Raw genomic sequence first — 24,634 nt, forward strand, 5'->3', positions numbered from 1 at the left:
GCCGTTAGTGGGCCAGATAGCCGCCATCAGCGGTAACGACGCTACCCGTTGTATAGCGCGAAAGGTCTGAGGCCAGGAAGACTGCCGACCCGACCATGTCATCAGGCATGCCGAAGGCTCCCATGGGAATCCGGCGCAAGACCGCGGGAAGGTCGGCTGCATCCCCTCCCCATGCCTCGGCAAGAGGGGTGACGATCATGCCCGGGGAGAGGGCGTTGATCCGGATGTTGTCACGCGCATAATCAACCGCTGCCGCCTTGGTGAAGCCCAGGATTGCGTGCTTCGACGCGGTGTAGATGGAACTTGCGCCGAGAGCGCTATGCGCCTCGATCGAAGTGGTATTGATGATGGCGCCGCCCTTGCCCTGTTTCAGCATCTGAGCGATTTCGAACTTGAGGCACGAGAACGTGCCCTTCACGTTCGTATTGAAAATCCGATCAAAATCATCGTGGCTGAGATCGGCCAGCCGGGGTGAGCTGCTTCCGATACCGGCATTGTTGAAGGCGATGTTGATTTCGCCAAACAATTCCACGCCCCGGTAAATCAGGTGTTCAACCTGCGCTGCATCAGAAACATCGACCCGCACGAACTCCGCTACGCCGCCCGCCTGACGAATTGTTTCGACAACCTCTCTGCCTTCGGCTTCGCGCCTTCCTGCAACGATGACGGCCGCGCCGTGCTCGGCAAAGCCATGCGCCACGGCTTTGCCGATGCCGCTTGTCGCGCCGGTCACAAGCGCAATCTTACCATCCAACAGACGCATCATCATTTCTCCCAGGAGCTCTGACGATAGCTGCGCCCCGGAATGCCAACAATCTGACGTTTCAGCTAGATTCCCCAGCGCTTTGATGCGTGGTCTTGCAGCGGAGAGAATGCCTGCTCACCATCTGACGCGGGCAAGGCAGCCTGACTGGCCACCTGATGGGCTGGCGCAGTGAATTCGGCGCCGACGCCTTCTGGGCCGAGCGGCTGGGTGCTTATCACCAATACTGTGAATCGCGACCACTCTGGAGCTATCCCCGGGCGCCGGCAATTGTCTCCCAGCTCGGTCAAAGCTAGGTTTGCCGCAATGCCACGGCCACACCAATTGTCCGGGCGCGAATAGCAAGTGGACGGAAGGCTTGGTATGATCTTCGAGCAGATTGCCACGGGTGGCTGTCAATCCTATCTGGTCGGGTGCGAGGCGACGGGGGCGGCGGTCCTGATCGATCCGGAGCACAGCCAGATCGATCGCTATATCGGCCTTGCCCATCAGCGGGGTGTGCAGGTTCGCTACATCATCGACACGCACACCCATGCCGATCACTTTTCCGGAAGCCGGGATCTGGCGCGCGCGCTGTCTGCCCCGGTGGTGATGTACCGGACCAGCCCCGCACCCTATGCCGATATGCGGCTGGATGATGGCGACATGCTGATCGTTGGTCAGCTTCGCCTGAACGCGCTCCATACGCCGGGCCATACGCAGGATTCGATGTGTCTCGTCATGGACGACCGCGTCTTCACGGGAGACACGCTGCTGATCGGCGGCACCGGGCGGACCGATCTGCCCTCGGGCGACCCGCACGCCTTGTATGACAGCTTGTTCCAGAAACTGCTCAAGCTTCCCGCCGAAACGCTCGTCTTCCCGGCGCACGAGTACAAGGGCCGGACTCACACCACAATCGGTGCAGAAATCGCCGGGAATCCGCGCCTGCAGAAGACCGATCGCAGCGAATTCGTGGACATGATGCAGCATCTTGACCTCGCCGCGCCAACCCACCTGACTGAGGCGCTGCGCACGAACATGACCGGTGGCAAGTCGGTCGCCCAACTCCTCTCCGAAGCCGGCGCTAAAGTGCCGTTCATGGCGCTGGCCGAGTTGCGGGAGCGTCTTGGCGGCAACAGCCGCGATTTGGTCATCCTCGACGTGCGCGAGCGAGATGCCTTTGCAAGCGGGCATATTCCCGGTGCGCGCCACCTGCCGCGAGGCCAGCTCGAGCTGCGGGTCAATACCGAGTTTCCGGATCCGACAGTGCGGATCGTGACGTGCTGCGAATTCGGCAAGATCTCGACACTGGCGGCGGCGACGTTGCGCGAGCTTGGGTTCAGCCGGGCGACTGCGCTTGATGGTGGCGTGAAGGCCTGGAAGGATGCCGAGTATCCGCTGGAGGGTGCTGGCTGACCCGGCACGTCCTTTGCTGCGGGTGCCGAAGCTTCTTGGCCCACCCCAATCCCTTGACCCCACCCCCCAGACCCCTTAATCGTTCAGTTAAACGAACGCATACGGGAGTCGAGTGCCATGGCTGTAGCCTATATCGTTGATGCAGTGCGCACCGCTGGCGGGCGGCGGAATGGGCGGTTGGCGGGGGTTCACCCGGTCGATCTTTCGGCGGCGACGCTGGATGCCATCATCGCGCGGACGGGGATCGATGGCGCGGCGGTTGAGGACGTGATCATGGGCTGCGTCTCGCAAGGCGGGCAGCAGGCGGGGCAGGTGGGGCGCAATGCCGTCCTCGCCGCGCGGCTGCTGCCGGATTCGGTGCCGGCGGTGACGATTGACCGCCAGTGCGGCTCTTCCCAGCAGGCAATCCAGTTTGCCGCGCAGGCGGTGATGTCGGGCACGCAGGATATCGTGATCGCGGCGGGCGTGGAGAGCATGACCCGCGTGCCGATGGGATCCACCGCGATCTTTCACATGAAAGAGGGGCTGGGCAACTACAAGTCGCCGCAGCTGGAAGAGAAGTATCCGGGCATCATGTTCTCGCAGTTCATGGGCGCGGAAATGATCGTGAAGAAGCACGGCTTCACCAAGGATCAGCTCGATGCCTTCGCGCTCTCCAGCCACCAGAAGGCGATTGCTGCAACGCAGGCGGGCGCTTTCGATGGCGAGATCGTGCCGATTGTCATCGAGACGGCGGACGGCCCGGCGATGCACACGCAGGACGAGGGCATCCGGTTCGATGCGACGCTGGAATCCATCGCGGGCGTGAAGCTGCTCTCGCCCGAGGGCCTGCTGACGGCGGCCAGCTCCAGCCAGATCTGCGACGGCGCGAGCGCGGCGCTAATCGTTTCGGAACGGGCGCTGAAGGCCCACGGACTGACCCCGCTGGCGCGCATCCACAACCTGACGGTGACGGCGGGCGATCCGGTGATCATGCTCGAAGAACCGCTCTTCGCCACCGACCGCGCGCTGCAGCGGGCGGGGATGAAGATCGGCGATATCGACCTTTATGAAGTGAACGAGGCCTTCGCCTCGGTGCCGATGGCTTGGCTGAAGCACACCGGCGCGGACCCGGAGAAGCTCAACGTCAACGGCGGCGCGATTGCGCTGGGCCACCCGCTCGGCGCTTCGGGCACCAAGCTGATGTCGACGCTGCTCCATGCGCTGAAGGCGCGCGGCGGCAAGTATGGTTTGCAGACGATGTGCGAAGGCGGCGGTGTCGCCAACGTGACAATTGTTGAAATGATGTGATTTTTCCGCCCTTGCTGCGCCTGCGTCCTTCGACAGGCTCAGGACGAGCGGGGGTGGTGTGCGATCCCAGATTTAGGAGAAAATTGCCATGAAGCTTGATAGTTCCGTTTCCGCCGTCGTCACCGGCGGCGCTTCCGGTCTTGGTGCCGCCACCGCCCGCGCGCTGGCCGCGAAGGGCGTGAAGGTTGCGATCTTCGACATGCAGAAGGAAAAGGGCGAGGCCGTCGCGGCGGAAATCGGCGGCGTGTTCTGCGAAGTGAACGTGACCAGCGACGAGAGCGTTGACGCGGGCTTTGCAAAGGCGCGCGCGGCCAACGGGCAGGAGCGCATCCTCGTGAACTGCGCGGGCACCGGCAACGCGGTGAAGACCGCCAGCCGCAGCAAGGAAGACGGCTCGATCAAGCACTTCCCGCTGGAAGCGTTCAACTGGCTGATCCAGATCAACCTCGTCGGCACTTTCCGCTGCATCGCCAAGTCCGCGGCGGGTATGATGACGCTTGACCCGCAGGAAGACGGTGATCGCGGCGCGATCGTGAACACCGCGTCGGTCGCGGCAGAGGATGGCCAGATCGGGCAGGCGGCCTATTCGGCTTCGAAGGGCGGCGTTGTCGGCATGACGCTCCCCATCGCGCGCGACCTGATGAGCGAGGGCATCCGCGTCAACACGATCCTGCCGGGCATCTTCGATACCCCGCTGCTGGCCGGCGCACCGCAGAACGTGCGCGATGCGCTTTCGGCTTCGGTGCCGTTCCCCAAGCGTCTGGGCCAGCCGGCGGAATATGCGCAGCTTGCGCTGACGATGATCGAATGCGGCTACTTCAACGGCGAGGACGTGCGGCTTGACGGCGCGATCCGCATGGCGCCGAGGTAACTTCGGGGGTTGATGAATAAATAGGGACAGTCCCCCTTTTAATGGGGACTGTCCCTATTTTTGGGAGAGAGCCGAAAATGGCCGATTACACGCAGATCCTGCTCGATGTGGCCGACGGCGTCGCGACGCTGACGCTCAACCGTCCGCACAAGATGAACGCCTATACGCGCACGATGATGACCGAGATCATCGACGCGTTCGACCGCACCGATGCCGATGACAGCGTGCGCGCGGTGATCGTGACCGGGGCGGGCGACCGGGCCTTCTGCGCGGGCGCGGACCTGACGCCGGACGACGGCGCGCGGCCTTTCTCCGATCCGACCGAAGTGCCGTTGAACGACGTCAAGGTGCGCGATGGCGGCGGATATTGCACCTTGCGCATCTTCAATTCGAAGAAGCCGGTGATCGGCGCGATCAACGGCGCGGCGGTGGGCATTGGCGCCACGATGCAACTGCCGATGGATTTCCGCCTCGCCAGCACTTCGGCGCGCTTCGGCTTCGTGTTTGCGCGGCGCGGAATCGTGCCCGAGGCGGCCTCGAGCTGGTTTCTGCCCCGCATTGTGGGCATGAGCCAGGCGCTCGAATGGTGCATGACAGGGCGCGTGTTCGGCGCGGAGGAAGCGTTGGCCGGTGGCCTCGTCCGCTCGCTCCATGCGCCGGAGGACTTGCTGCCCGCCGCGCACGCGCTGGCGCGCGAGATTGCCGACAATACGAGCGCGGTTTCGGTGGCGATGACGCGCGCGATGCTGTGGCGCAATTCCGCCACGCCGCATCCGATGCATGCCCACCGCGTCGATAGCCGCGCGATCTATCAGCTTTCGCGCGGGGCCGATGCGAAGGAAGGTGTGGCCAGCTTCCTTGAAAAGCGCGCTCCGGCCTACCCCGGACGCGTTTCTTCGGATATGCCCGGGTTTTACCCGTGGTGGGAAGAACCGGGCTGGGAATGAAAGAGCAGACGAACGTGGCAACAGTGGGGGAAACCGGCGGAGAACAGCCGGGCGCAAGGGAACTGCTGCTGGAGACCGCCTCGCAGATCATGCGCGAGGGCGACCAGGTCGATATCTCGCTGTCCGAGCTTTCGCTGCGCTCGGGGCTCAATTCCGCGCTGGTGAAGTACTACTTCGGCAACAAGGCCGGGATGCTGGGCGAACTGCTCGACCGTGACATGGTGGCGATCATCAAGTCGGTCGAGGCGCTGCTCGCCAAGGACAGCATGAGCCCGGAAGCGAAGCTGCGGATGCACATCGCGCGCTGCGTCGATACCTACTTTGCGTTCCCCTACCTCAACCGGCTGCTGATGCGGCTGGTGCGCGACAGCGATCCGGCCGAGGCGAAGCGGATTGCCGACAAGTATCTCGCGCCGCTCAACAAGGCCTATGACCGGCTGATCAGCGACGGGGTGAAGGCGGGTGTATTCCGGCCGATCGATCCGCAGCTGTTCTATTTCACCGTAACTGGTGCGGCCGACCGGTTCTTTTCGGCGCGGCTGGTGCTGCGGCACTGCTTCGATCAGGACACGCTGACCGAGGAGCTGCGCGACCGCTATCGCGAGCATACCGTGGACTTCATCATGGCGGGTATTCTGGCCCGGTGACCAATCCGGTGAGAGCTGGATGCGCTTTTGCTTGCGCGGCGCGGCGGCAGGCCTAGAACCGGGGTATGGCTGACACGCAATCAAGGCTGTCCGACTTCATCCCCTATCGCCTCGCGATTACGTCGAACGCGGTCAGCAGCCTGATTTCGGGCGAGTATCATAGCGAATTCGGCCTCAAGATCCCCGAATGGCGGATTATGGCCGTGCTCGGCGATGCCGGCCCGCTGACGCAGCGCGACCTCGTGCGCGCGACCTTGATGGACAAAGTGGCGGTGAACCGCGCGTGCAAGATGCTGGGCGAGCGTGCGCTGGTTGCGCGCAGCCCGAACGAGGCGGACGGGCGCTCGCACCACTTGTGGCTGACGGACGAGGGGCGCGCTATGTACGACCGGATCTGGCCCAACGCGCTTTCGACTTACGAGAAGATATTCGCCGCACTTTCGCCGGCTGAAACGGCCAAACTGAGAGCGCTGCTCGACAAATTGCTGCGCGCGGTACGCACCATCGAAGGGGAAAGCCCATGAAACTGGCAAGCTTGCCGCAGCGGCGCGACGGCCGCCTGATCGTCGTTTCGGACGATCTCGCCTGGTATGCCGATGCCGATCACGTCGTGCCGACGATGCAGGGTCTGCTCGACGAATGGGAGCGCCATGCGCCCTATCTTGAGGCGCTGGCGATCGAACTGCAGCACGGGGCGATCCCGCGCAAGCGCTTCCACGAGCGCGAGGCGACTGCACCGCTGCCGCGCGCGTTCCAGTGGGCGGATGGCAGCGCCTACGTCAATCACGTCGAACTGGTGCGCCAGGCGCGCGGCGCTCAGCTTCCGGCAAGCTTCTGGACCGATCCGCTGATGTATCAGGGGGGCAGCGATGATCTGCGCGGTGCGCGCGATCCGCTGGTGCTCCGCGATGAGGCGTGGGGCGGCGACCTTGAGGCCGAAGTGGTGGTGGTGACGGGCGATGTGCCGCAAGGTGTCTCGCCGGAAGCCGCGCTCGATCACATCCGGCTGGTTGGCCTTGTCAACGATGTGTCGCTGCGCGGGCTTATCCCCGATGAGCTCGCCAAGGGGTTCGGCTTCGTGCAATCAAAGCCCGCCAGCCATTTCTCGCCGGTGTTCGTTACGCCCGCGAGCCTTGGGGCGGCGTGGACCGGCGGCAAGCTTCATCTGCCGCTGCATGTCGATCTCAACGGTCACGCGTTCGGGCGGCTTGAGGCGGGCGAGGAGATGACCTTCGATTTCGGCACGCTGATCGCGCATCTGGCGAAGACGAGGGCGATCGGCGCCGGCTCGATCATCGGGTCGGGCACCGTTTCCAATCGCGATCCGGACGGATCACCAGGGCGGCCCGTTGCCGAAGGCGGGCGCGGTTATGCCTGCATCGCCGAACAGCGCATGGTCGAGACGATCCGCCACGGCGCGCCGGCAACGCCGTTCCTCCGCCATGGCGATACGGTGCGGATCGAGGCGAAGGATGCCAAGGGCCACAGCGTGTTCGGCGCGATCGAGCAGCAGGTGGTGGCGGGGTAGGGAGAGCAGCTACCCCTCCGACCTGCCTTCGGCAGGCCACCTCCCCATTTGTGCTTCGCAAAAATGGGGAGGGCCAGGAAAACCCCTCCTCTTTTCCTCCCCATTTTTCCGAAGGACAAACGGGGAGGCGGCAGCGCGAAGCGCTGACGGAGGGGTAATCTACTTACGTCTTCCGGTTGAGGAAGTTGTCGCTGATCGAGCAGGCTGCGGGGCCAAGGATCACGACGAACAGCGTCGGCAGAATGAACAGGATCAGCGGGATGGTCATGATCGCCGGCAGACGCGCAGCCTTTTCCTCGGCGCGCATCATGCGCTCGTTGCGGAATTCGGCCGAGAGCACGCGCAGCGCCGAAGCGAGCGGGGTGCCGTAGCGCTCGGTCTGGATCATCGTCGTCACCACGCCCTTCACCGATTCGAGATTGACGCGGTACGCCAGGTTCTCGAACGCGATACGGCGTTCGGTGAGGAACGAGAGTTCGATTGCAGTTAGCGCGAATTCATCGCCAAGCTCGGGATAAGCTCGGCCCAGTTCGCGCGCGACGCGGCCAAAGGCGGCGTCCACGGTGAGACCGGCCTCGGCGCAGATAACCAAAAGATCGAGCGCATCGGGAAGGCCCTTGCGGATCTCCTTGGTGCGCTTGTTGATGAGGTTCTTGATCCAGATGTCCGGACCCTTGTAGCCGAAACCCACCGCGCCCGCGAACAGGCCGAACTTCTTGAAGGCCGACCACAGCGGGAAATAGTTCACGCCGTAGATCAGCACGCCGAACAGCAGGCCGAGCACGATCGGGCCGATCATCCGGGCGAGCACAACCGCGACAGCCCATTCCTTCTTGCGGATGCCGGCTTGTGCCAGCCGCTGCTGGATGTCGTGAAGCTGGCTGTCCTGCAGAACCTTCAGCGATTCGAGGAAGGTCTTGATGCTGTCGGTCGTATCGTTGCGGCGAACGATGCTCTGGCGCTTCTTCGCGTTGACCGTAACGATGCCGGCCTTGAGCTGGTCGCGCCGGTCATTGAGCGCCTTGACGCGCTTGGCCATGGGATCGCGCACCGTGACCGCGGCGTAGATCGCCAGCAGCATCGCGGCGGCGGCGATACCCATGAGGATCGAGCCGACATAGATGACGTCGATGCCGAGGAGCGTTGGGCCGTGCGGGGGAGGGTTGACTGGCATGATGGGTCTCAGATCTCGAAGTTGACCATTTGCTTCATGATCCAGGCACCAATGCCCAGCCACACGAGGCCGCCGACGCCGGCAATGATGAGCCGCTCATCCACGAAGAACTGTCCGAGGTAGCGCGGGTTGATGGAGTAGATCAGCGCGAAGACGATGAACGGCAGCGAGCCGACGATGTAGGCCGAAGCCTTGGATTCCGAGCTCATCGCCGCGATCTTGAGCTTCATCTGCGCGCGCTTGCGCAGCACGTCGGCCAGGTTCGCGAGCGTTTCGGCGAGGTTGCCGCCGGTTTCGCGCTGAATGGCCAGCGTGATGCAGAAGAAGCTGAACTCGGCCATGTCGAGCCGGTTGGCGGTTTCCTGGAGCGCTTCCTCCATGGTGCGGCCAACCTTGATGCGATCGGTGACGAGCTTGAATTCCTCACCCACAGGGCCGGGCAGTTCGTGCGCGACGACGACCAGCGTCTCGGTGATCGGCAGACCCGAACGCAGACCGCGCACGAGCAGTTCGAGCGCATCGGGAAACTTGGCGACGAACCCGACCTTGCGCTTGTTGATCGCGCGGCCGACCATCCAGTGCGGAATGCCCGCGCCCACCAGCACGCCGGCACCGACTCCCAGCAGCAGCGCGCCGGATTTGATGAAGATGAGCAGCGTGATACCGACTGCAAGCCCGATCGAGACGTAGAGATACTGAGAGAGCGTCCAGCCCTTGCCGGTCTGGTGCAGGCGAAGCGCAAGCGCCTCGAGGCGCGAGCCCGAACCCGCCTTCTTGAAGGTGGCGGGTTTGCGGTTGGCCACCGCCTTGCGATACTGCGCCTCGACCTTGTCCACCGCGCTTTCCGAGTGGCGGAAGCGTACGGTCTGGAGCCGGCGCGAAGCTTCACGGCTTGCCGAGGGGCCGCTCAGCGCGAGGGCCATCAGCAGCAGAACCAGCGCCGCACCGCCGCCAAGGATCACGAGTTGCATCATGTTCATGGCCGGGTCCTGCCAGTTCTCTCAGTACGTGCGGTGCCGGCGCCGATGGCCCCCGTGCAGGGGTACAAGCGCCGGCCGCGGATCATGCGGGGTTTCCGGCCTTGGCTTTGCCGGAGGAAAGCATCTTCTTGATGTCGAACTTGCCGAGCAGCGAGGTCTTGGCCCCCGGTGCGCCGCCGTTCTTGTTGCCGCCCTTGTCGGCAGCCTTGGCGGGCTTGCCCTTGGCCTTGGCATCAACCACTTCGCCATCGCTGCCGGTGGCGATGATGGCGGTGCCGAGGTCGCGCATGGCCGCGCCCGCCTTGCTGGCGCGGTTGGCGGCAACGAAGGTCTGGCCGAGCTTGGCCGCATTGGCTGCGGCCTTGACGTCGTAGGGCACGGTGTAGTTGATCTTGCGCTCGATCGAGGCTTCGAAGTCCGAACGGCTGATCTCGCCGATGCCGGAGTGGACCTTGTTGGCCACCACGATCGTTTCGGCATGCTTGGCATTGGTCTTGAGCCACGACAGCAGGCGGATCGCATCACGCGCGCCGGCCAGCGTGAGCTCGGTAACCACGACCACCACGTTCACGTCTGCCAGAAGGTGCGGGAAGTTGATCAGCATGTTCCGCGGCAGATCGATCATGGTCATTTCGAACGCGTGGCGGAATTCCTCCTCCAGTTGAACGAAAGCGCTGCCGTCGGTCATCAGCGGGGCGCTGATCGGGGCTTCGGCCGAAAGGATCGCCAGGTTATCGTTGGCGCGGATCATCGCGCGTTCGATGAACAGGCCGTCGATGCGGCTCGGGTTGTCGATCGCGTCGGTCAGGCCGCGGCCCGGTTCGAGATCGAGCGTGAGCGCGCCGGTGCCGAAGTGCACATCGAGATCGAGCAGCGCGGTCGGCAGGCGGTGATCGCTGCTGAACAGCCACGCCAGCGAGGTCGCGATGGTTGAGGCGCCGACGCCGCCGCGTGTGCCGACCACTGCGGTCGAGACGTGGCGCTTGACGGTTGCCCCATCTGCGGACTTGGGCGAGGCGAAGATCGCCTGCGCCTGCACCAGTGCATCGCGCACCTGGCCCGGTGTCAGCGGCTTCAGGAGGTAGTCCTGGATGCCCGATGCGAGCAGGTCGCGGTAGAGCCGCACGTCGTTGACCTGGCCGACCGCGATCACCACGGTGCCCGGTTCGCAGACTTCGGCCAGCGCGTTGATGTCGCTCAGCGGGTCGCCGCTTTCGGAGAGGTCGACCATCAGGATGGCCGGGCTCGCTGCGATCGAGAGGGATTGGATCGCGTTGCGCAGGCCGCCCTTGTTGCACTTTTCCGGCTGCCAGCCCATGTCGGCCGCGACCGGACGCAGCACATCGAGGGCCGCGTCGTCGCACATGAAGGCCGCGAACATATCGCGGTTGGCGGTTTTCCAGGTCGCGCTCATCGATCAGTTACCCCCGGACTTGCTGGAAACGGACTTCAGGCCCTGCGCGCCGGTGGCCGGCATCTGGCGATAGGCTTCGATCGCCTTGGTGTTGCTCTGGACCAGCGTGGTGCTGCTGCCCTTGGCGCCGTGAACGAGGTCTTCCTTGTTGGCGACCATCGCAGCCATGTTGCTGTTCACCGCGCAGCCGAAGTTGGGCGAAGTGGCATTGTTGGTGCGGTTGTCGATCTTGTCCGACCAGTCCGGGCAACCCGGCACGCTGGCTTCCGAGCGCGAGACGACGATGCGGGCGGTGCCCGGCGCGATCGCGCCTTCGGTCACCGGAGCGACGTCGGCGAGGAGGATGCCGAAGCGGCCGGCCACCTGCTCGACCGAATTGCGCGTCTGATCCGAATCGACCGGATCATCGAGCGAAACGCGGTCGCCATAACCAAGGCTCAGCGCATCGAGCCAGCCGGCGAGGCGGCGCTGTTCGGAAACGGGCAGGCCGCCGCCGGGGAGCGTCGAGACATCGAACACGTAGCTGGTGCGCTGCACGACCGGCTGACGCACGCTTTCAAGGCTGCGGTTCATGTCGGCCGTGGGGCTGTTGCACGCGGCAAGCGGCAGGCTCAGCACACCGGCAAGGCACAGCACGCGGATGGCCCCCTTGGCGGGACGAGCGATACGGGGCAGACGAATGGACATGGGGTAGCCCTTTCTCACTGGATGCTGAAGCCGGGCGCCGCATCGGCGCTGGCCTGACGATTGCGGGCAGGACGGTTCGCCTTCTTCGGCGCGGCTGCTGGTGCGGCCGGTGCGCCGGCTGCATCGGGCAGCGGTGCATCGAGCGCACCGACCTTGGGGCCGTTCGACTGGACCGTGCCGGGCGTCTCGGTCGGCTTGGGCCGATCACCGCCCGTCACGCCATCCGATTCCATGTGACCAAGGAACTGCTGGAGCGCTGTCGAGGTCTTGAAGCCGTCGGTGGGCAACTTGATCTCGCTCGAATCGACCGGGTTGACCAGATAAGGCGTGACCACGATGACCAACTCGGTCTCGCCCTTGCGGAACGAGGTCGAGCGGAACAATGAGCCCAGGATCGGGATATCGCCTGCGCCGGGCATCTTGGTAATCGTGTTCTGCGCGTTGTTGCGCAGCAGACCTGCGATCATGAAGCTCTGGCCCGAACCCAGCTCTACGGTGGTCTCGGCGCTGCGCACGGTGAGTGCGGAGACCGAGAAGCTGTTGCTGATGATCGCGCCGTCGGACGAAAGCTCGGACACTTCCGGCTTCACCCGCAGCGAGATGCGCCCGTTGGCGAGCACGGTGGGGGTGTAGGCGAGGCTGATGCCGTACTTCTTGAATTCGATCGAGGTGTTGCCGAGGCCGGTCGAGACCGGGATCGGGTATTCACCGCCGGCGAGGAACGTGGCGGTTTCACCCGAGAGCGCGGTGAGATTCGGTTCGGCCAGCGAAGTGACAAGACCGATGGTTTCGCCCAGATCGAGCGCGCCAAGGACGTTGACGCCGAACAGCTTGGTGAGGCCCGCCAGCGTGGACTGGCCCTGCAGCGGTGTCACGTTGGTGCCGTCCATCATCACGGGCTTGCCGGTCGTGGGATCGAAGCCGTAGCCCTTGACCGAGGTGCCAATGCCGAGCGGCAGGTTGGGATCGGTGGTGATCGTCGTCGCCGGCGAGCGGCCCTGGTTCAGGCCGAACTTGAATCCGCTCGAACCGTCGATCGTGGTGAAGTTGGAGCCGACCTGGCGGATCAACGAGCGGTTCACTTCAGCGAACTTCACATGGAGGTTCACCTGCAGCGGGGTCGCCATCTTGAGGCGGCTGATCACGTTGGTCTTGTCGTCGACGAAGGCCTTCACGAGGCGCTCGGCCTCGGCGGCATCCTCGGGCGCGGCGATCGTGCCGGTGAGGAGCACCGTGTTGTTCATCGTCGAGGTAACGATGTGCGCTTCGGGCATCGCGAGCTTCAGCATCTGGTCGACGCTGTCGATGTTGGTGCCGACGCGGACATTGGCCGACCACACCACGTCACCGTTCGCGTTGCTGGCATAGACTGTGGTCTCGCCGCCCGCCTTGCCGAACACGTAGAGCTGGTTGGTGGACTTCACCTGGACATCGGCGATGTTGTCGTTGGCGACGAACACATCGGTCATCTTGCCCGGCAGCGTGACCAGCTGGCCGCGACCGATCGAGATCGCGATGCTGCGGGCCGGGCTGGTCACCGTCTGGGCCAGGGCCGGCGCGGGCGCCGAGGCGAGCGCCAGCGGAACCGCGAGGGCGACGAGAGGGAGCAGGCGGGATGCGATACGGGCCTTCATGGTCTTGCCTTTCGCGGGCGCAGTTTGGGCCTTGATGGAAGCGAGGGTGGTCATGTCAGTGGTTCCCTACGCTGACTTCCTGGGTGTCCTTGCCGCGGGTCACGCGGACCACCGGGCCAGGGCTCAGGAGCGAACGGGCAGCGGAGGTCATCGAGCCGCCCGGCATCGCCCGAGGCATCGCCGAGATTGCCTTCGCCATCGCGGCGGCAGCGGCAGCCGGATCGGCATTGTTGACGTTCTTCGGCTGGAAGCGCGACACGTCACCGCCGGTGGCGAAGCTGTTGCCAGTCGCCTCGATGGGCTTCGACATCGCCTGCCGGATGATCCGTTCCTCATCGGCCTTGCTGGCGCCGGTGGGAATCTTGATCTGGCCCAGTGCGATGGCCTGATCGAGTTCGCTCGAATTGTCGGCCAGCGAGCGCAGCGAAAGGCTGAGCGTGCCGACAGTCTGCGCCACCGCGATCTTTTCGGCGATCTTGGGTGTGGCTTCCACGGTTACCGTGCTGAAGGTGCGCACGCGGGTCTTGCCCTCGATCTGCTCCTGCTCGGTCGATTGGTCGGTGGCGAGCACGCGCAGGTTGCGCAGGATGGTTTCGGCAGCCTTGAGCGGCTGGCCAACGCCTTTAACCGTCTGGGTGAGAACGAGGTCGATGTGGTCACCGGGGAAGACGAAGCCTGCAACGGCGGTACGCGCGCTCACCGGAATGGTGACGGCGCGCATGCCCGGCCCGAGCGCGGCGGCGAGGAAGCCGCGGTCACCGGGGGAGACGAGGCTGCCCTGGGTCACCGGTTCGCCCGCCGTGATCGGATGGCGCACGACCGTGCCGAGCAGCTTCGACATGTCGGTCTTGTCTTCGGTAAAGTAGACGTCCTGGACAAGGTCCTTCGGCCAGGGCTGATAGCCCATGGCGTCAGCCGTGATGATGGTGCCGGCAGGAAGCGCGCGATTGGCGACGAGCACCTTGGCGCCCAACTGCACCTTCGCGGCGGCCGCTGCCTGCGGCGATGCGGCGCCCGCAAACAGGCTCCTGGCAGCAAAGGCCGTGCCGATCGCCACGATCAGCGCCCCTACCAGCAGCAACAGCTTCTTCCTGTCCATGGCTACAATCCTGCCGTTTGATCCGCCCGCTTGTTTCGGGCAAAATGGTTAATATAGCGTCAGCCTGCCGAAACGGCGTGCAAGGCGCTCCAGTCGGTGGTGGTGATGATCCAGAGTCCGGCGGTCGCGATTGCGATGCCGTAGGGGATCTTGAGCTTGTCCTTCTGGCGCCGCGCGATGTGCCACATGCCCATCGTGATGGTCAGCACGCCGCCCGCGAGCGCCATGATGACCAGCAGCTTGAGGAACAGCAGCGCCGGCATCCACAGTGCCAGAGCGGTGAGGAGCTTCACGTCGCCGCCGCCCATGGCTTTCAGCGCGAAGAGCCCGGCGAGGACGAAGAACGTCACCACAGCAAGGCCGATCTGCAACGCGACCCCTGGCCACAGCGCAAGACCGGATGCCCACCAGAACAACGGTGCACCCGCGGCAATGGCGGCATTCAGCCAGTTGTCGATCTGGCGGCGGCGGATATCGGTGATCGCGGCAACCGTGAGTGCGATTGCCAAGGCCCCGACCAGTCCGTAAACGATGTGAGTTCCCTGCATGGGGGGTCTCATACGAGACAATCACTTACCAAACGGTAACCAAACAGGCGCCGCATATCCGGGCACTTGCGGATGCCGCCAAAGCTTTGTGACAGGAGTGCTGGCGTGAATGCAGTGTTGGACGGTTCCTGCGATATCCGGCGGGCGATACCCGCAACCGCGCGGGAATGGCGCTGGGCTCTGCCCGATGGACACGAGGTTCGCCGCATCAGTTTCGCCCCCCCTGCCGACAGGGCCCCGCGCGGGTCGATCCTGTTCATGCCGGGGCGGGCGGATTTCTACGAGAAGTATCTGGAAACATTGGCGGAATGGGCTGCGGCAGGCTGGCATGTGAGCGCGGCCGACTGGCGCGGGCAGGGGGCCTCCGGGCGCATGACGGCGGACCCCATGGTAGGTGATATTGCCGACTTCTCGATCTGGATTGCCGACCTTCGCGCGCTGTGGTCCGAGTGGGTGCGCACCACCCCCGGGCCCCATGTTCTGGCCGGTCATTCGATGGGCGGGCACCTCGTTCTGCGTGCGGTGGCAGAGGGTGCGGCAAGCCCCGATGCCGTCGTGCTGAGCGCGCCGATGCTCGGATTCGTCACGGCGATTCCCCAATTTGTTCAGCATATTTATGGAAAGATCATGTGCCGGATCGGTAACCCGGAGCGCATGGCCTGGAAGACGAGCGAGAAGCCGGGCTCGGCCAGCAACAATCGCATGGACCTGCTGACGCATGACGCGGAGCGCTATTCCGACGAATTGTGGTGGCGCGCGGCGCGGCCCGAGCTCGAAATCGGACCGGCCAGCTGGCGCTGGGTGGAGCGCGCGGCGGCCTCGATCGAAAGCCTGCGCGCGCGCGGCGTGCTCGAAGCGGTGATGGCGCCGGTGCTGCTGCTTGCGGCCAAGCACGATGCGCTGGTTTCGTGGCCGGCCATCGAGCAGGCGGCTGATCGCCTGCCGCGCGGCGAGCTCGTCGCATGGGGCCCCGAAGCGCGCCACGAATTGCTGCGCGAGGCGGATCCGGTGCGGCGGCAGGTCATGGCCGCGATCGGGAGTTTCCTTGATCGCGCAGTTCCGGCAAAGGCGGTCTGAAACCCATGACTGCGCACGAACTCTTTGACATCGCCATCGTCGGCGCCGGCATGGCGGGGTCCAGCCTCGCGGCCGAATGCGCCCCGCATGCCCGCGTGCTGCTCATCGAGGCGGAGGATACGCCCGGTTACCACACCACTGGCCGCTCTGCCGCGTTCTGGCACGAGACGATTGGCGGGCCGCAAATCTATCCATTGACCGCAGCCTCAGGGCCGTGGCTCGCCGAACACGGCTTCCTCAGCCCGCGCGGCGGCCTGCATATCGGGCGCGAGGATCACCGCGCCACGGCTGAGGCCTTCGTCGCGGAGTTCCTGGCCGCCGGTGCGCGAATCGAGCTCATCGGCCGCCGCCAGCTCGAACAGATCGTGCCCGGTCTGCGGCCGAACTGGATCGTCGGCGCGTGGGAGCCCGAATGCGCGGACATCGATGTTGCCGCGATGCACCAGCACTATCTTGCCGCCGCGCGCAAGGCAGGCAGCGTGCTCAGGGTCCGCGCGCGGCTCGATGGCGTGGAACGCACGGGCGCGGACTGGACGCTCTCGTGGAGCGGCGCTGCGGGGCCGGGTGCGGCACGCGCCGCGCTGCTGGTCAACGCGGCGGGGGCCTGGGCAGATGGCGTGGCGCAGCTTGCCGGGGCCGCGCCGCTCGGCATCCAGCCGCTGCGCCGCTCGATGGTTCAGCTGCGAGTCGATCCGGTCCCGCCGGAGGCGCTGCCGCTGACACTGAGCTTCGACGAGGATTTCTATTTCCGCCCGCAAGGCGGCCGCCTCTGGCTTTCGCCGCACGACGAGACGCCCGACGTGGCGCGCGATGCCGCGCCCGAGGAACTCGATATCGCCATGGCGATCGACCGGATGGAGCAGGCGGTCGATTGGAAGGTGCTCGGTCTCGAGCGGCGCTGGGCAGGCCTGCGCAGTTTTTCGCCGGACCGGCTGCCGGTCTTCGGCTTTGATCCCGCGCGCGATGGCCTGTTCTGGTTTGCCGGCCAGGGCGGCTTCGGCATCCAGACCGCGCCCGCTGCCGCGCGACTGAGCGCACAGCAACTGCTCGGCTTGCCGCGCGATGCGATGACAGAATCGATCGACGCAGCGAGCTATTCGCCCGCCCGGTTTGCCGCGTAGCGCCGCATTTTCGACTCCCACTGGGCTTGCGTCGTGCTAAACCACTACGGGGTCCGTATGTTTACCTAGGGAGTTAAGGATATGGCGCACCGTTTCGAGATCCGGAAGAACAAGGCCGGCGAGTTCGTGGCCTACTTCTGCTACAACGATGAAACGATCTTCTGGACCGAAGGCTACAAGTCGAAGGCCAGCGCGAAGAATGCCATCGATTCGGTGCTGAAGAACGGTCCGGGTGCCGAAGTGGTCGATACGACGACCGACTGAGCCGGATCAGGCCGCAATAGCTGCATCGCTGGCGAGTTTGTCCACCCGCTCGTTCTCCGGGTGGCCGTCGTGGCCTTTCACCCAGACCCATTCGATCTTGTGCGGACGGGCCGCGGCGACCAGCGCGCGCCACAGGTCTTCGTTCTTGACCGGCTTGTTGTCGGCGGTCTTCCAGCCTTTCTTCTGCCAGCCGAAGATCCATTTGGTGATGCCGTCGAGCACGTAGCGGCTATCGGTGTGCAGCGTGACCTGGCAGGGCTGCTTGAGCGCTTCCAGCGCGCGGATGGCGGCCATCATTTCCATGCGGTTGTTGGTGGTTTCGCGCTCGCTGCCCGAAAGCTCCTTCTCCACCTCGCCCATGCGCAGCAGTGCGCCCCAGCCGCCCTTGCCGGGATTGCCCTTGCAGGCCCCGTCGGTGAAAATGGCGACGTGCTTCATGCAAAGATCCCCGGATTGGCCGTGTAGAACCCCAGCCGCCGCGCCGGGCCCATCGGGTCCTTGGGGGTGACGAGTGCATCGGTGGGCGTGTTGAGCCAGTCCCACGCGCGGCTCATCGCAAAGCGCATCGCCGCGCCCTCGGCCAGCAGCGGCAGCGCGGCGCGCTCATCGGCGTTCAGCGGGCGCACGCTTTCGTAGCCTTCGATCAGAGCGGACGACACATCGGGCCGGAAGGTATCGTCCTTGTCGAAACACCACGCGACATGCGTGACCGCCAGATCGTAGGCGATGATGTCGTTGCAGGCGAAGTAGAAGTCGATCAGGCCGGTGACCTTGTCGCCCAGCATCAGCACGTTGTCCGGAAAGAGATCGGCATGGATCACGCCGGAGGGCAGGCCAGTGGGCCAGCTTTCGGCAAGGCGCGGCAGTTCATGCGCGACGATCTTCGCGAGTTCGGGATTGATTCGCGCGAGGCCCTCCGCGCCGCAGGCCTCGGCCAGCCGCTGCCATTCCGCCACGCCCATGCCATTGGCGCGGCTGCCGGGGAAATCGGCTGCGGCCAGGTGCAGCCGCGCCAGTTCCCCGCCAACTGCGCGCGCCTGCCCGGCGGTCGGCGTGCTGACCGAGACGCCGGGCAGGTACTCGATCAGCGCGAGCGCCTTGTCTTCCCCCGCCGGGCCGGGCCGCGTTACATAGAGGTTGCCCTCCCGGTCATGGATCGTCCGCGGCACCGGGCAACCCCTTGCCGCCAGATGATCGAGCAGCGAGAGGAAATAGGGCAGGTCTTCCAGCTCGATGCGGAATTCGTACATGGTGAGGATGAAGCGCGCGCCGCTTCCATCGCCGCCGGTCGTCTCGAGCAGCCAATTGCTGTTGGAAACGCCCTCCGCGATCCCTTTCGCGGAAACCAGCGTGCCGACATTGAAACGGGCGATCAGCGCGGCCATCTCCTCCGCGCCGAGGTGTGTGTAGACTGCCATGGGGCCAGCTTCAGTCCGCGAGCTGGCGCGGCAGCTTGAACACCATGTTCTCGACCGTGGTGGTCACGGTCTCTTCTTCCACCGTGCGCCACTCCCGCAGGCGGTCGACGACTTCGCGCACCAGCACTTCGGGGGCGGATGCCCCGGCGGTGAGGCCCAGCGTCTCGACCCCGACAAGCCAGCTTGGATCGATCTCGCTGCCGCGCTGGATCAGGCGCGCGGGCGTGCCCTCGCGCTCGGCCACTTCGACAAGGCGCAGCGAATTGGAGCTGTTGGGCGCGCCGATCACGAGGAGGAGCTGGCACCGCGCCGCGATGGACTTGACCGCAGTCTGCCGGTTTGACGTGGCGTAGCAGATGTCCTCGGCGCGCGGGCCGCTGATATCGGGAAAACGAGTCCGCAGCGCGGCGACGATCTCGCGCGTGTCATCGACCGAAAGTGTCGTCTGCGTGAGGAATGAAAGCGCCGTCCCCGCCGGGAAATCGAGCGCGGCCACATCGTCCAGCGTTTCGACCAGCGTGATCGAGCCTTCGGGCACCTGGCCCATCGTGCCGATCACTTCGGGGTGCCCCTTGTGGCCGACGAAGAGGATGTGCCGCCCCGCCTCAACCTGCCGTTCGGCCTGGCGGTGGACCTTGCTGACCAGCGGACAGGTGGCATCAAGCCAGTCGAGCCCGCGTTCGGTCGCGGCGGCGGGGACCACTTTGGGCACGCCATGGGCGGAAAACACCACCGGCGCGCCATCGGGCACTTCATCGAGTTCCTCGACGAAGACCGCGCCCTTGGCCTTCAGCCCGTCGACCACGAAGCGGTTGTGCACGATCTCGTGCCGCACGAAGACTGGCTGGCCGAACCGGTCGAGCGCGCGCTCGACAATTTCGATCGCGCGGTCGACCCCGGCGCAGAATCCGCGCGGGGCAGCGATCAGCAGCTTGAGCGGGGCCAGATCGGTTTGGGCAAGGCCGCTCTGGGCGGCGGCGGGCGAAGTCGGTGCGGTGGTGGTCATCACGGGCGACCTTAGCAGGGGGGCGCGCCTGCGCAAACCCGCCACGAGGGGGGCATGCAGCATTGCGCCGGGGGAATGCGGTGGCTAGAGGATGCGCTCTACGTTGCCCGAGGATGCCTGAATGACCCCGTCTGCCTTTCGTCCTGCTTCCTTCCGGCGTCTCGCTCCGCTGGCTGCGCTGGCCCTCGTGGGCACGCTGGGCGCGTGCAAGGGCGGCGGCGGCGAACTGGTGGTGGACGACAGCGTGGGCGTCACCGCGCTGCGCAGCCCGTGCCCCCTGGTCGAAATTCCGGACATGACCGGCGATGTCACGCTGTTTACCGATCCTGGCCGCACCGATGCGGGCGCGATCGACCTGACCGCCTCGATCACCAACCTGCGCAGCACCTGCGATGATGCCAAGGGCCAGACCCAGCTCAGCACCGAAGCCACCTTCGATGTCTATGCGCGCCGCACCGATACGCGGGGCGCGCGCCGGGTGGTGCTTCCCTATTTCTCCGCCGTGATGCGCGGCGGCAATGTCGTCATCGCCAAGCGGCTCGGCTCGGTGACGATCGATTTCGCTGACGGGCAGGAACGCGCGCAGGCCACGGGCCGTGCCGGTTCGACCGTCGACCGCAGCGAAGCGACGCTGCCCGATAACGTGCGCAAGCTCCTCACCCGCAAGCGCAAGGCCGGGCAGGCCGACGCCGCAACCGATCCGCTTGCGCTGCCCGAAGTGCGCTCGGCGCTCGCCAAGGCGAGCTTCGAGCTGGTGGTGGGCTTCCAGCTCACCGATGCGCAGCTGAAGTACAACGCCACGCGGTGATCGGGTGGAACGTGCTGAAGTGCGCGTGACGCTTCGCAATCCTGCAAGCTAGTTTGTTGGCGAACGCGCGCGGTTGGGCTAACGGCGCGCTCATGACCGAGACCGCAACCGCTTCCGCTCTTCCCCTCTTCGCCGATTTCGCCGGTGTGATCGACCGCGCGCTCGATGCGCTGGTCGCCGCCGGCACGCTGCCCGAGGGCCTTGCACGAAGCGGCGTGACCTGCGAGCCGCCGCGCGAGGCCAGCCATGGCGATATCTCCACCAACGCCGCGATGGTGCTGGCCAAGCCCGCCGGCACCAATCCGCGCGCGCTTGCCGCGCTGCTGGTGGAAGAGCTGACGCGCGAACCCCGCGTCGCCTCGGCCGAGATCGCCGGGCCGGGCTTCATCAACCTGCGGCTGGCAGACAGCGCATGGCTCGCCGAACTTGCGCAGATCGCCGCCAAGGCTGGCGACTATGGCCGCTCCGGGATGGGCGGGGGCAGCATGGTGAACGTCGAGTACGTGTCTGCCAACCCGACCGGGCCGATGCACATGGGCCACTGCCGCGGCGCGGTGGTGGGCGATGCGCTTGCCAGCCTGCTCGAATTCGCCGGGCACCGGGTCACGCGCGAATACTACGTCAACGATGCCGGAGCGCAGGTCGATGTGCTCGCCCGCTCGGTCCACCTGCGGTACCGCGAGGCGCTTGGCGAGGCAGTGGGCGCCGTGCCCGAAGGGCTCTATCCGGGTGAATATCTGGTGCCGGTCGGCCAGGCGCTTGCCGCCGAATTCGGTGATGCCTATGCCAAGGCGCCCGAAGCCGATTGGCTCGTGCCCTTCCGCACCCGCGCGGTGACGGCGATGATGGACATGATCCGCACCGATCTCGCCACGCTTGGCATCCACCACGATCTGTTCTCGTCAGAGGCGGAACTGCAGGCCTCCGGCAAGGTCGATGCGGCCGAAACGTGGCTGCGCGCGCATGATCTGGTCTATGATGGGGAGCTTGAGGCACCCAAGGGCAAGCTGCCCGATGATTGGGAACCGGTGGCGCTGCCCTTGTTCCGCTCGACCAGGTTCGGCGACGATCAGGACCGCCCGATCAAGAAGTCCAACGGCAGCTGGACCTATTTCGGCGCGGACCTCGCCTATCACTTCCAGAAGGCGCAGGCCGCCGATGCCCTCGTCGATATCTGGGGCGCGGACCATGCCGGCACGGTCAAGCGGATCAAGGCCGCCGTCGCCGCGCTGACCAGCGCCGAATCCGGCACGCCCAAGCCCTTCGAGGTCAAGCTTGTCCAGATGGTCCAACTGATGAAGGGCGGCCAGCCGTTCAAGATGTCGAAGCGCGCGGGCAATTTCGTCACGCTCTCCGATGTCGTCGATATGGTCGGCAAGGACGTGGTGCGCTTCACCATGCTCACCCGCAAGCCCGATGCGCAGATGGACTTCGACTTCGACAAGGTGGTCGAAGCCTCGAAGGACAATCCGGTGTTCTATGTGCAGTATGCCCATGCGCGCATCCACTCCACCTTGCGCAAGGCGGCGGCTGAGGGCTTTGCGCCCGCGCCGGAACATGTCGCGCTGCTCGGTGTGGAGGAACTTGGCCTCGTCAAGCTCGCCGCGCAGTTCCCGCGTGTGGTTGAAAGCGCCGCCGCCGCGCGCGAGCCGCACCGGGTGGCGTTCTTCCTCTATGACCTCGCCGCCGGCTTCCACGCCTATTGGAACGTGGGGAACGACCGGCCTGACAAGCGCTTCATTGTGGCACAGGATGCAGCGCTCACATCGGCACGACTTTTCCTCGGCGTTCAAATCGGGCAAGTGGTGAAGAACGGGCTGGCCATATTGGGCGTAGAGGCCGCCGAGGAGCTTTGACGCGATGGTTATCAGCGGAGCCGAGGGGACCGGCGAAGGGGACGACAACACGGGCATGCCGATCAATCCGGCAGCTTGGGGCGAAGCAGCGCAGCACGCTGCCGACGAGGGCACCGAGGCGGTGCACGGCGCAGCGCATGATGCCCTCGGCACGCCCTTCGATGGCGCGCAGGACGATCGCCTCGCCCTTGGCGACGAGGAACGCCTGCCCTGGCTCGAAAGCGCGGACGATGTCGATTTCGACGAACCGGCGGAAGGCAACAGCCGGCTGATCGGCTTCGCTGTGCTGGCGTTCCTGCTGCTGGCAGCGCTGGTTGGCGGCATCTTCGTGATTTCGCACCGGAACGCCGGCACGGCCGCCGCCGATGGCAGCCTGATCACGGCTGACAAGGAACCCTACAAGATCGCGCCCAAGGATCCCGGCGGCAAGACGTTCGAGGGCACCGGCGATGCAAGCTTCAAGGTGAGCGAGGGCGAGAAGCCCGTTGCCAATCTTGCCGGCAGCACGGCCCCCGGTTCAACGCCCGCCACTCCTGCTCCGAAGCCTTCTGCTGCGGCTTCTGCGCCGGCACCGGCTGGCCCCGCATCGGGCATCGGCGTGCAGGTGGGCGCGTTTTCGACAGCTGCGTCGGCTGAAACGGCGTGGTCCAAGCTCGTCTCCGCGCATGATGCCCTCTCGGGCCTGTCGCACCGCGTGGTCGAGGGCAAGGCCGATATGGCGACCGTGTTCCGCCTGCAGGCCGTGGCGGGAGACTTTGCGGCTGCCAACGCGCTTTGCGCCAAGCTGCAGGCCGGCGGCCTCAAGTGCCAGGTGAAGCGCTAAGCTGATCGAACCAGATGCGAACGCGCGGCACGGCTTGTAGGGCCGTGCCGACGTGGTCGTAAGGCCCTTGCGGCATCAGGTGGACATTGCCGCCCAGCTTTGCCGCTTCCGCCGCGAAGTGCTTCGAATCCTGCGGTGAAACGTCGGTGTCCTTGTCTCCAAAATAGAGCCGCAGCGGAGCCTTCGGTGCCCAGCGGAAAGCTTCATTGGCGGTAAGCCCATCGGTGAACCAGTTGGATTGGTGCGCCTCGATCGCAGCGAGCGCTTCGGGGCGGAACAGGTCGTGCGGGTCGGCAGGCAGCGCGGCGCTGATCGCATCGACGCTGTGGTTGCCGTCGAACAGGCCCGGCAGCACTTTGGCGTAGCGATCTGCAATCACGGTGCCGAGCGGCTGGCGATACTGTGCGGCATAGGAAGCTGCGATATAGGCAAGGTAGAGCGAATGCTTGTGCTGAAAGGCATAAGGCACGCTCACTCCGGCCAGATCGAACGCCCCGGAAATCGCGGCGGCGGCCTTTACCGTGACGCCGGGAATGGGCCGTGCCTCCAGATCACGCTGGACGACGGCAGTGGCATGCCCGCCCTGCGAAAAGCCGGTCAGGTAGAGATCGGGAGAGAAGGGCAGGCGAAGTGCCCCCGCCACCTGCCGCGCGGCGATAACCAGATCGCGCGCGGCTGCCGCAGTCGCCGGGGCATGGATATAGGCGGGCGCAGCATGCGATTGGCCGAGCCCGAAGTAATCGGGTGCCAGCAGGATATAGCCGCCACCGGCAAACAGCGCGGCGGGCAGCAGCCCTTCCTGATCGCCCGGCGCGGAGGGCGAGGCGGTTCGGTCCGGGCTGGTGCCGTGGAGATACATCGCCGTGCCGCGCGGGACTGCGCCGCCCAGCGTGCGATAGGGCACGGCCATCAGCCCCGAAGCTTCGACCGGCTGGCCGTTCGTTTGCGACCAGTAGCGCACGCGCAGCAGTTCCGCGCCATCGGATATCGGCGCGCGCACGGGAAGGGCCACCATCAGCAACCCCGTCAGCACCAGCCGGTTGTGCCCGCCGACCCGCTCCACCGCGATCACAGAGCCGGGCGTCTTGCCGCTGAAGCGCAGGCTTGCGGGATCGGCATAGCGCGGCGGCGAAAGGGCCCAGGCGGCGACGCCCGCGACGACGACAAGGGCGAGCAGGGCATAGGCAAGCTTGCGCAGCATGGGGCACGGCTCCGGCATGGCAGGGGCAGGCACCAACTTGAGCATTTTGCCGGCGAGGAGGCAAGAACCTCTCCGGCCTG

25 protein-coding genes are annotated in these 24,634 nt (G+C 65.5%); 13 read left to right on the forward strand and 12 right to left on the reverse strand.

Going from position 1 to position 24,634, the window contains the following annotated elements; translation table 11 throughout:
• Positions 1–4: 4 nt before the first annotated feature.
• The gene (locus ACODS2_RS04175) at positions 5–769 is read right to left on the reverse strand and encodes an SDR family NAD(P)-dependent oxidoreductase (protein WP_488997692.1); all 765 of its coding nucleotides are present in this window, start codon (positions 767–769) and stop codon (positions 5–7) included.
• Positions 770–1,126: 357 nt separating this feature from the next.
• On the opposite strand from ACODS2_RS04175, the gene ACODS2_RS04180 reads away from it, so the two are divergent.
• The 7 genes from ACODS2_RS04180 to ACODS2_RS04210 all read left to right on the forward strand — a co-directional run bounded on the left by ACODS2_RS04180 (position 1,127) and on the right by ACODS2_RS04210 (position 7,444).
• Positions 1,127–2,161: an MBL fold metallo-hydrolase gene (locus ACODS2_RS04180; protein WP_488997693.1), complete on the forward strand. Its 1,035-nt coding sequence runs from the start codon at positions 1,127–1,129 to the stop codon at positions 2,159–2,161.
• Positions 2,162–2,278: 117 nt separating this feature from the next.
• The gene (locus ACODS2_RS04185; RefSeq protein WP_488997694.1) at positions 2,279–3,451 is read left to right on the forward strand and encodes an acetyl-CoA C-acetyltransferase; all 1,173 of its coding nucleotides are present in this window, start codon (positions 2,279–2,281) and stop codon (positions 3,449–3,451) included.
• Positions 3,452–3,539: 88 nt separating this feature from the next.
• Positions 3,540–4,322, forward strand: a complete 783-nt coding sequence (locus tag ACODS2_RS04190; RefSeq protein ID WP_298165565.1) for an SDR family NAD(P)-dependent oxidoreductase — start codon at positions 3,540–3,542, stop codon at positions 4,320–4,322.
• A 77-nt stretch (positions 4,323–4,399) separates the two neighbouring features.
• Complete coding sequence (locus ACODS2_RS04195) at positions 4,400–5,269, forward strand: crotonase/enoyl-CoA hydratase family protein (RefSeq protein ID WP_421839304.1); 870 nt, start codon at positions 4,400–4,402, stop codon at positions 5,267–5,269.
• Positions 5,266–5,916, forward strand: coding sequence for a TetR family transcriptional regulator (locus ACODS2_RS04200; RefSeq protein ID WP_298165569.1), 651 nt, complete (start codon positions 5,266–5,268; stop codon positions 5,914–5,916). The genes ACODS2_RS04195 and ACODS2_RS04200 overlap by 4 nt, the downstream gene beginning before the upstream one ends.
• Before the next feature lie 65 nt (positions 5,917–5,981).
• The gene (locus ACODS2_RS04205; protein ID WP_298165571.1) at positions 5,982–6,440 is read left to right on the forward strand and encodes a MarR family winged helix-turn-helix transcriptional regulator; all 459 of its coding nucleotides are present in this window, start codon (positions 5,982–5,984) and stop codon (positions 6,438–6,440) included.
• Complete coding sequence (locus ACODS2_RS04210; protein ID WP_488997695.1) at positions 6,437–7,444, forward strand: fumarylacetoacetate hydrolase family protein; 1,008 nt, start codon at positions 6,437–6,439, stop codon at positions 7,442–7,444. Before ACODS2_RS04205 ends, ACODS2_RS04210 begins: the two co-directional genes overlap by 4 nt.
• Positions 7,445–7,607: 163 nt before the next feature.
• Here the strand turns inward: ACODS2_RS04210 and ACODS2_RS04215 are convergent, their stop codons facing one another.
• The 7 genes from ACODS2_RS04215 to ACODS2_RS04245 all read right to left on the reverse strand — a co-directional run bounded on the left by ACODS2_RS04215 (position 7,608) and on the right by ACODS2_RS04245 (position 14,980).
• A complete protein-coding gene (locus ACODS2_RS04215; protein WP_298165575.1) occupies positions 7,608–8,618 on the reverse strand; it encodes a type II secretion system F family protein in 1,011 nt (336 codons plus the stop codon).
• A gap of 8 nt (positions 8,619–8,626) precedes the next feature.
• A complete protein-coding gene (locus ACODS2_RS04220) occupies positions 8,627–9,598 on the reverse strand; it encodes a type II secretion system F family protein (RefSeq protein WP_298165577.1) in 972 nt (323 codons plus the stop codon).
• 82 nt (positions 9,599–9,680) lie between these two features.
• A complete protein-coding gene (locus ACODS2_RS04225) occupies positions 9,681–11,012 on the reverse strand; it encodes a pilus assembly protein CpaE (protein ID WP_488997696.1) in 1,332 nt (443 codons plus the stop codon).
• 3 nt (positions 11,013–11,015) lie between these two features.
• A complete protein-coding gene (locus ACODS2_RS04230) occupies positions 11,016–11,699 on the reverse strand; it encodes a CpaD family pilus assembly protein (protein WP_488997697.1) in 684 nt (227 codons plus the stop codon).
• A 14-nt stretch (positions 11,700–11,713) separates the two neighbouring features.
• Entirely contained in the window at positions 11,714–13,387 is a 1,674-nt protein-coding gene (locus ACODS2_RS04235; RefSeq protein WP_488997698.1) for a type II and III secretion system protein family protein, read from the reverse strand.
• A 1-nt stretch (position 13,388) separates the two neighbouring features.
• Positions 13,389–14,432, reverse strand: coding sequence for a Flp pilus assembly protein CpaB (gene cpaB / locus ACODS2_RS04240; protein ID WP_488997699.1), 1,044 nt, complete (start codon positions 14,430–14,432; stop codon positions 13,389–13,391).
• Positions 14,433–14,491: 59 nt separating this feature from the next.
• Entirely contained in the window at positions 14,492–14,980 is a 489-nt protein-coding gene (locus ACODS2_RS04245; RefSeq protein WP_298165587.1) for an A24 family peptidase, read from the reverse strand.
• 105 nt (positions 14,981–15,085) lie between these two features.
• On the opposite strand from ACODS2_RS04245, the gene ACODS2_RS04250 reads away from it, so the two are divergent.
• From ACODS2_RS04250 to ACODS2_RS04260, 3 genes are all read left to right on the forward strand, one after another.
• Complete coding sequence (locus ACODS2_RS04250) at positions 15,086–16,057, forward strand: alpha/beta hydrolase (RefSeq protein WP_488997700.1); 972 nt, start codon at positions 15,086–15,088, stop codon at positions 16,055–16,057.
• Positions 16,058–16,062: 5 nt separating this feature from the next.
• A complete protein-coding gene (locus ACODS2_RS04255; RefSeq protein WP_488997701.1) occupies positions 16,063–17,178 on the forward strand; it encodes an NAD(P)/FAD-dependent oxidoreductase in 1,116 nt (371 codons plus the stop codon).
• Positions 17,179–17,259: 81 nt separating this feature from the next.
• On the forward strand, positions 17,260–17,442 hold the full coding sequence (locus ACODS2_RS04260) for a YegP family protein (RefSeq protein ID WP_298165593.1): 183 nt from the start codon (positions 17,260–17,262) through the stop codon (positions 17,440–17,442).
• A 6-nt stretch (positions 17,443–17,448) separates the two neighbouring features.
• Here ACODS2_RS04260 and rnhA read toward each other — a convergent pair whose 3' ends face one another.
• The 3 genes from rnhA to ispH are packed head-to-tail and all read right to left on the reverse strand — an operon-like array spanning position 17,449 to position 19,866.
• Entirely contained in the window at positions 17,449–17,880 is a 432-nt protein-coding gene (gene rnhA / locus ACODS2_RS04265) for a ribonuclease HI (RefSeq protein ID WP_421839292.1), read from the reverse strand.
• Positions 17,877–18,860, reverse strand: a complete 984-nt coding sequence (gene thrB, locus ACODS2_RS04270; RefSeq protein WP_488997702.1) for a homoserine kinase — start codon at positions 18,858–18,860, stop codon at positions 17,877–17,879. The genes rnhA and thrB overlap by 4 nt, the downstream gene beginning before the upstream one ends.
• Before the next feature lie 10 nt (positions 18,861–18,870).
• Complete coding sequence (gene ispH, locus ACODS2_RS04275) at positions 18,871–19,866, reverse strand: 4-hydroxy-3-methylbut-2-enyl diphosphate reductase (RefSeq protein WP_298165599.1); 996 nt, start codon at positions 19,864–19,866, stop codon at positions 18,871–18,873.
• 121 nt (positions 19,867–19,987) lie between these two features.
• Here ispH and ACODS2_RS04280 point away from each other — a divergent pair, with 121 nt between their 5' ends.
• The 3 genes from ACODS2_RS04280 to ACODS2_RS04290 all read left to right on the forward strand — a co-directional run bounded on the left by ACODS2_RS04280 (position 19,988) and on the right by ACODS2_RS04290 (position 23,353).
• Positions 19,988–20,674: a hypothetical protein gene (locus ACODS2_RS04280; protein ID WP_298165601.1), complete on the forward strand. Its 687-nt coding sequence runs from the start codon at positions 19,988–19,990 to the stop codon at positions 20,672–20,674.
• Between the two features lie 92 nt (positions 20,675–20,766).
• Positions 20,767–22,530, forward strand: coding sequence for an arginine--tRNA ligase (gene argS / locus ACODS2_RS04285; RefSeq protein ID WP_488997703.1), 1,764 nt, complete (start codon positions 20,767–20,769; stop codon positions 22,528–22,530).
• A 4-nt stretch (positions 22,531–22,534) separates the two neighbouring features.
• The gene (locus tag ACODS2_RS04290) at positions 22,535–23,353 is read left to right on the forward strand and encodes an SPOR domain-containing protein (protein WP_488997704.1); all 819 of its coding nucleotides are present in this window, start codon (positions 22,535–22,537) and stop codon (positions 23,351–23,353) included.
• Here ACODS2_RS04290 and ACODS2_RS04295 read toward each other — a convergent pair.
• Positions 23,331–24,599, reverse strand: a complete 1,269-nt coding sequence (locus ACODS2_RS04295) for an alpha/beta hydrolase (protein WP_488997705.1) — start codon at positions 24,597–24,599, stop codon at positions 23,331–23,333. The two genes, ACODS2_RS04290 and ACODS2_RS04295, sit on opposite strands and share 23 nt — an antisense overlap.
• Positions 24,600–24,634 lie beyond the last annotated feature (35 nt).

The sequence above is a fragment of the Novosphingobium sp. FG137 genome, from assembly GCF_057809735.1.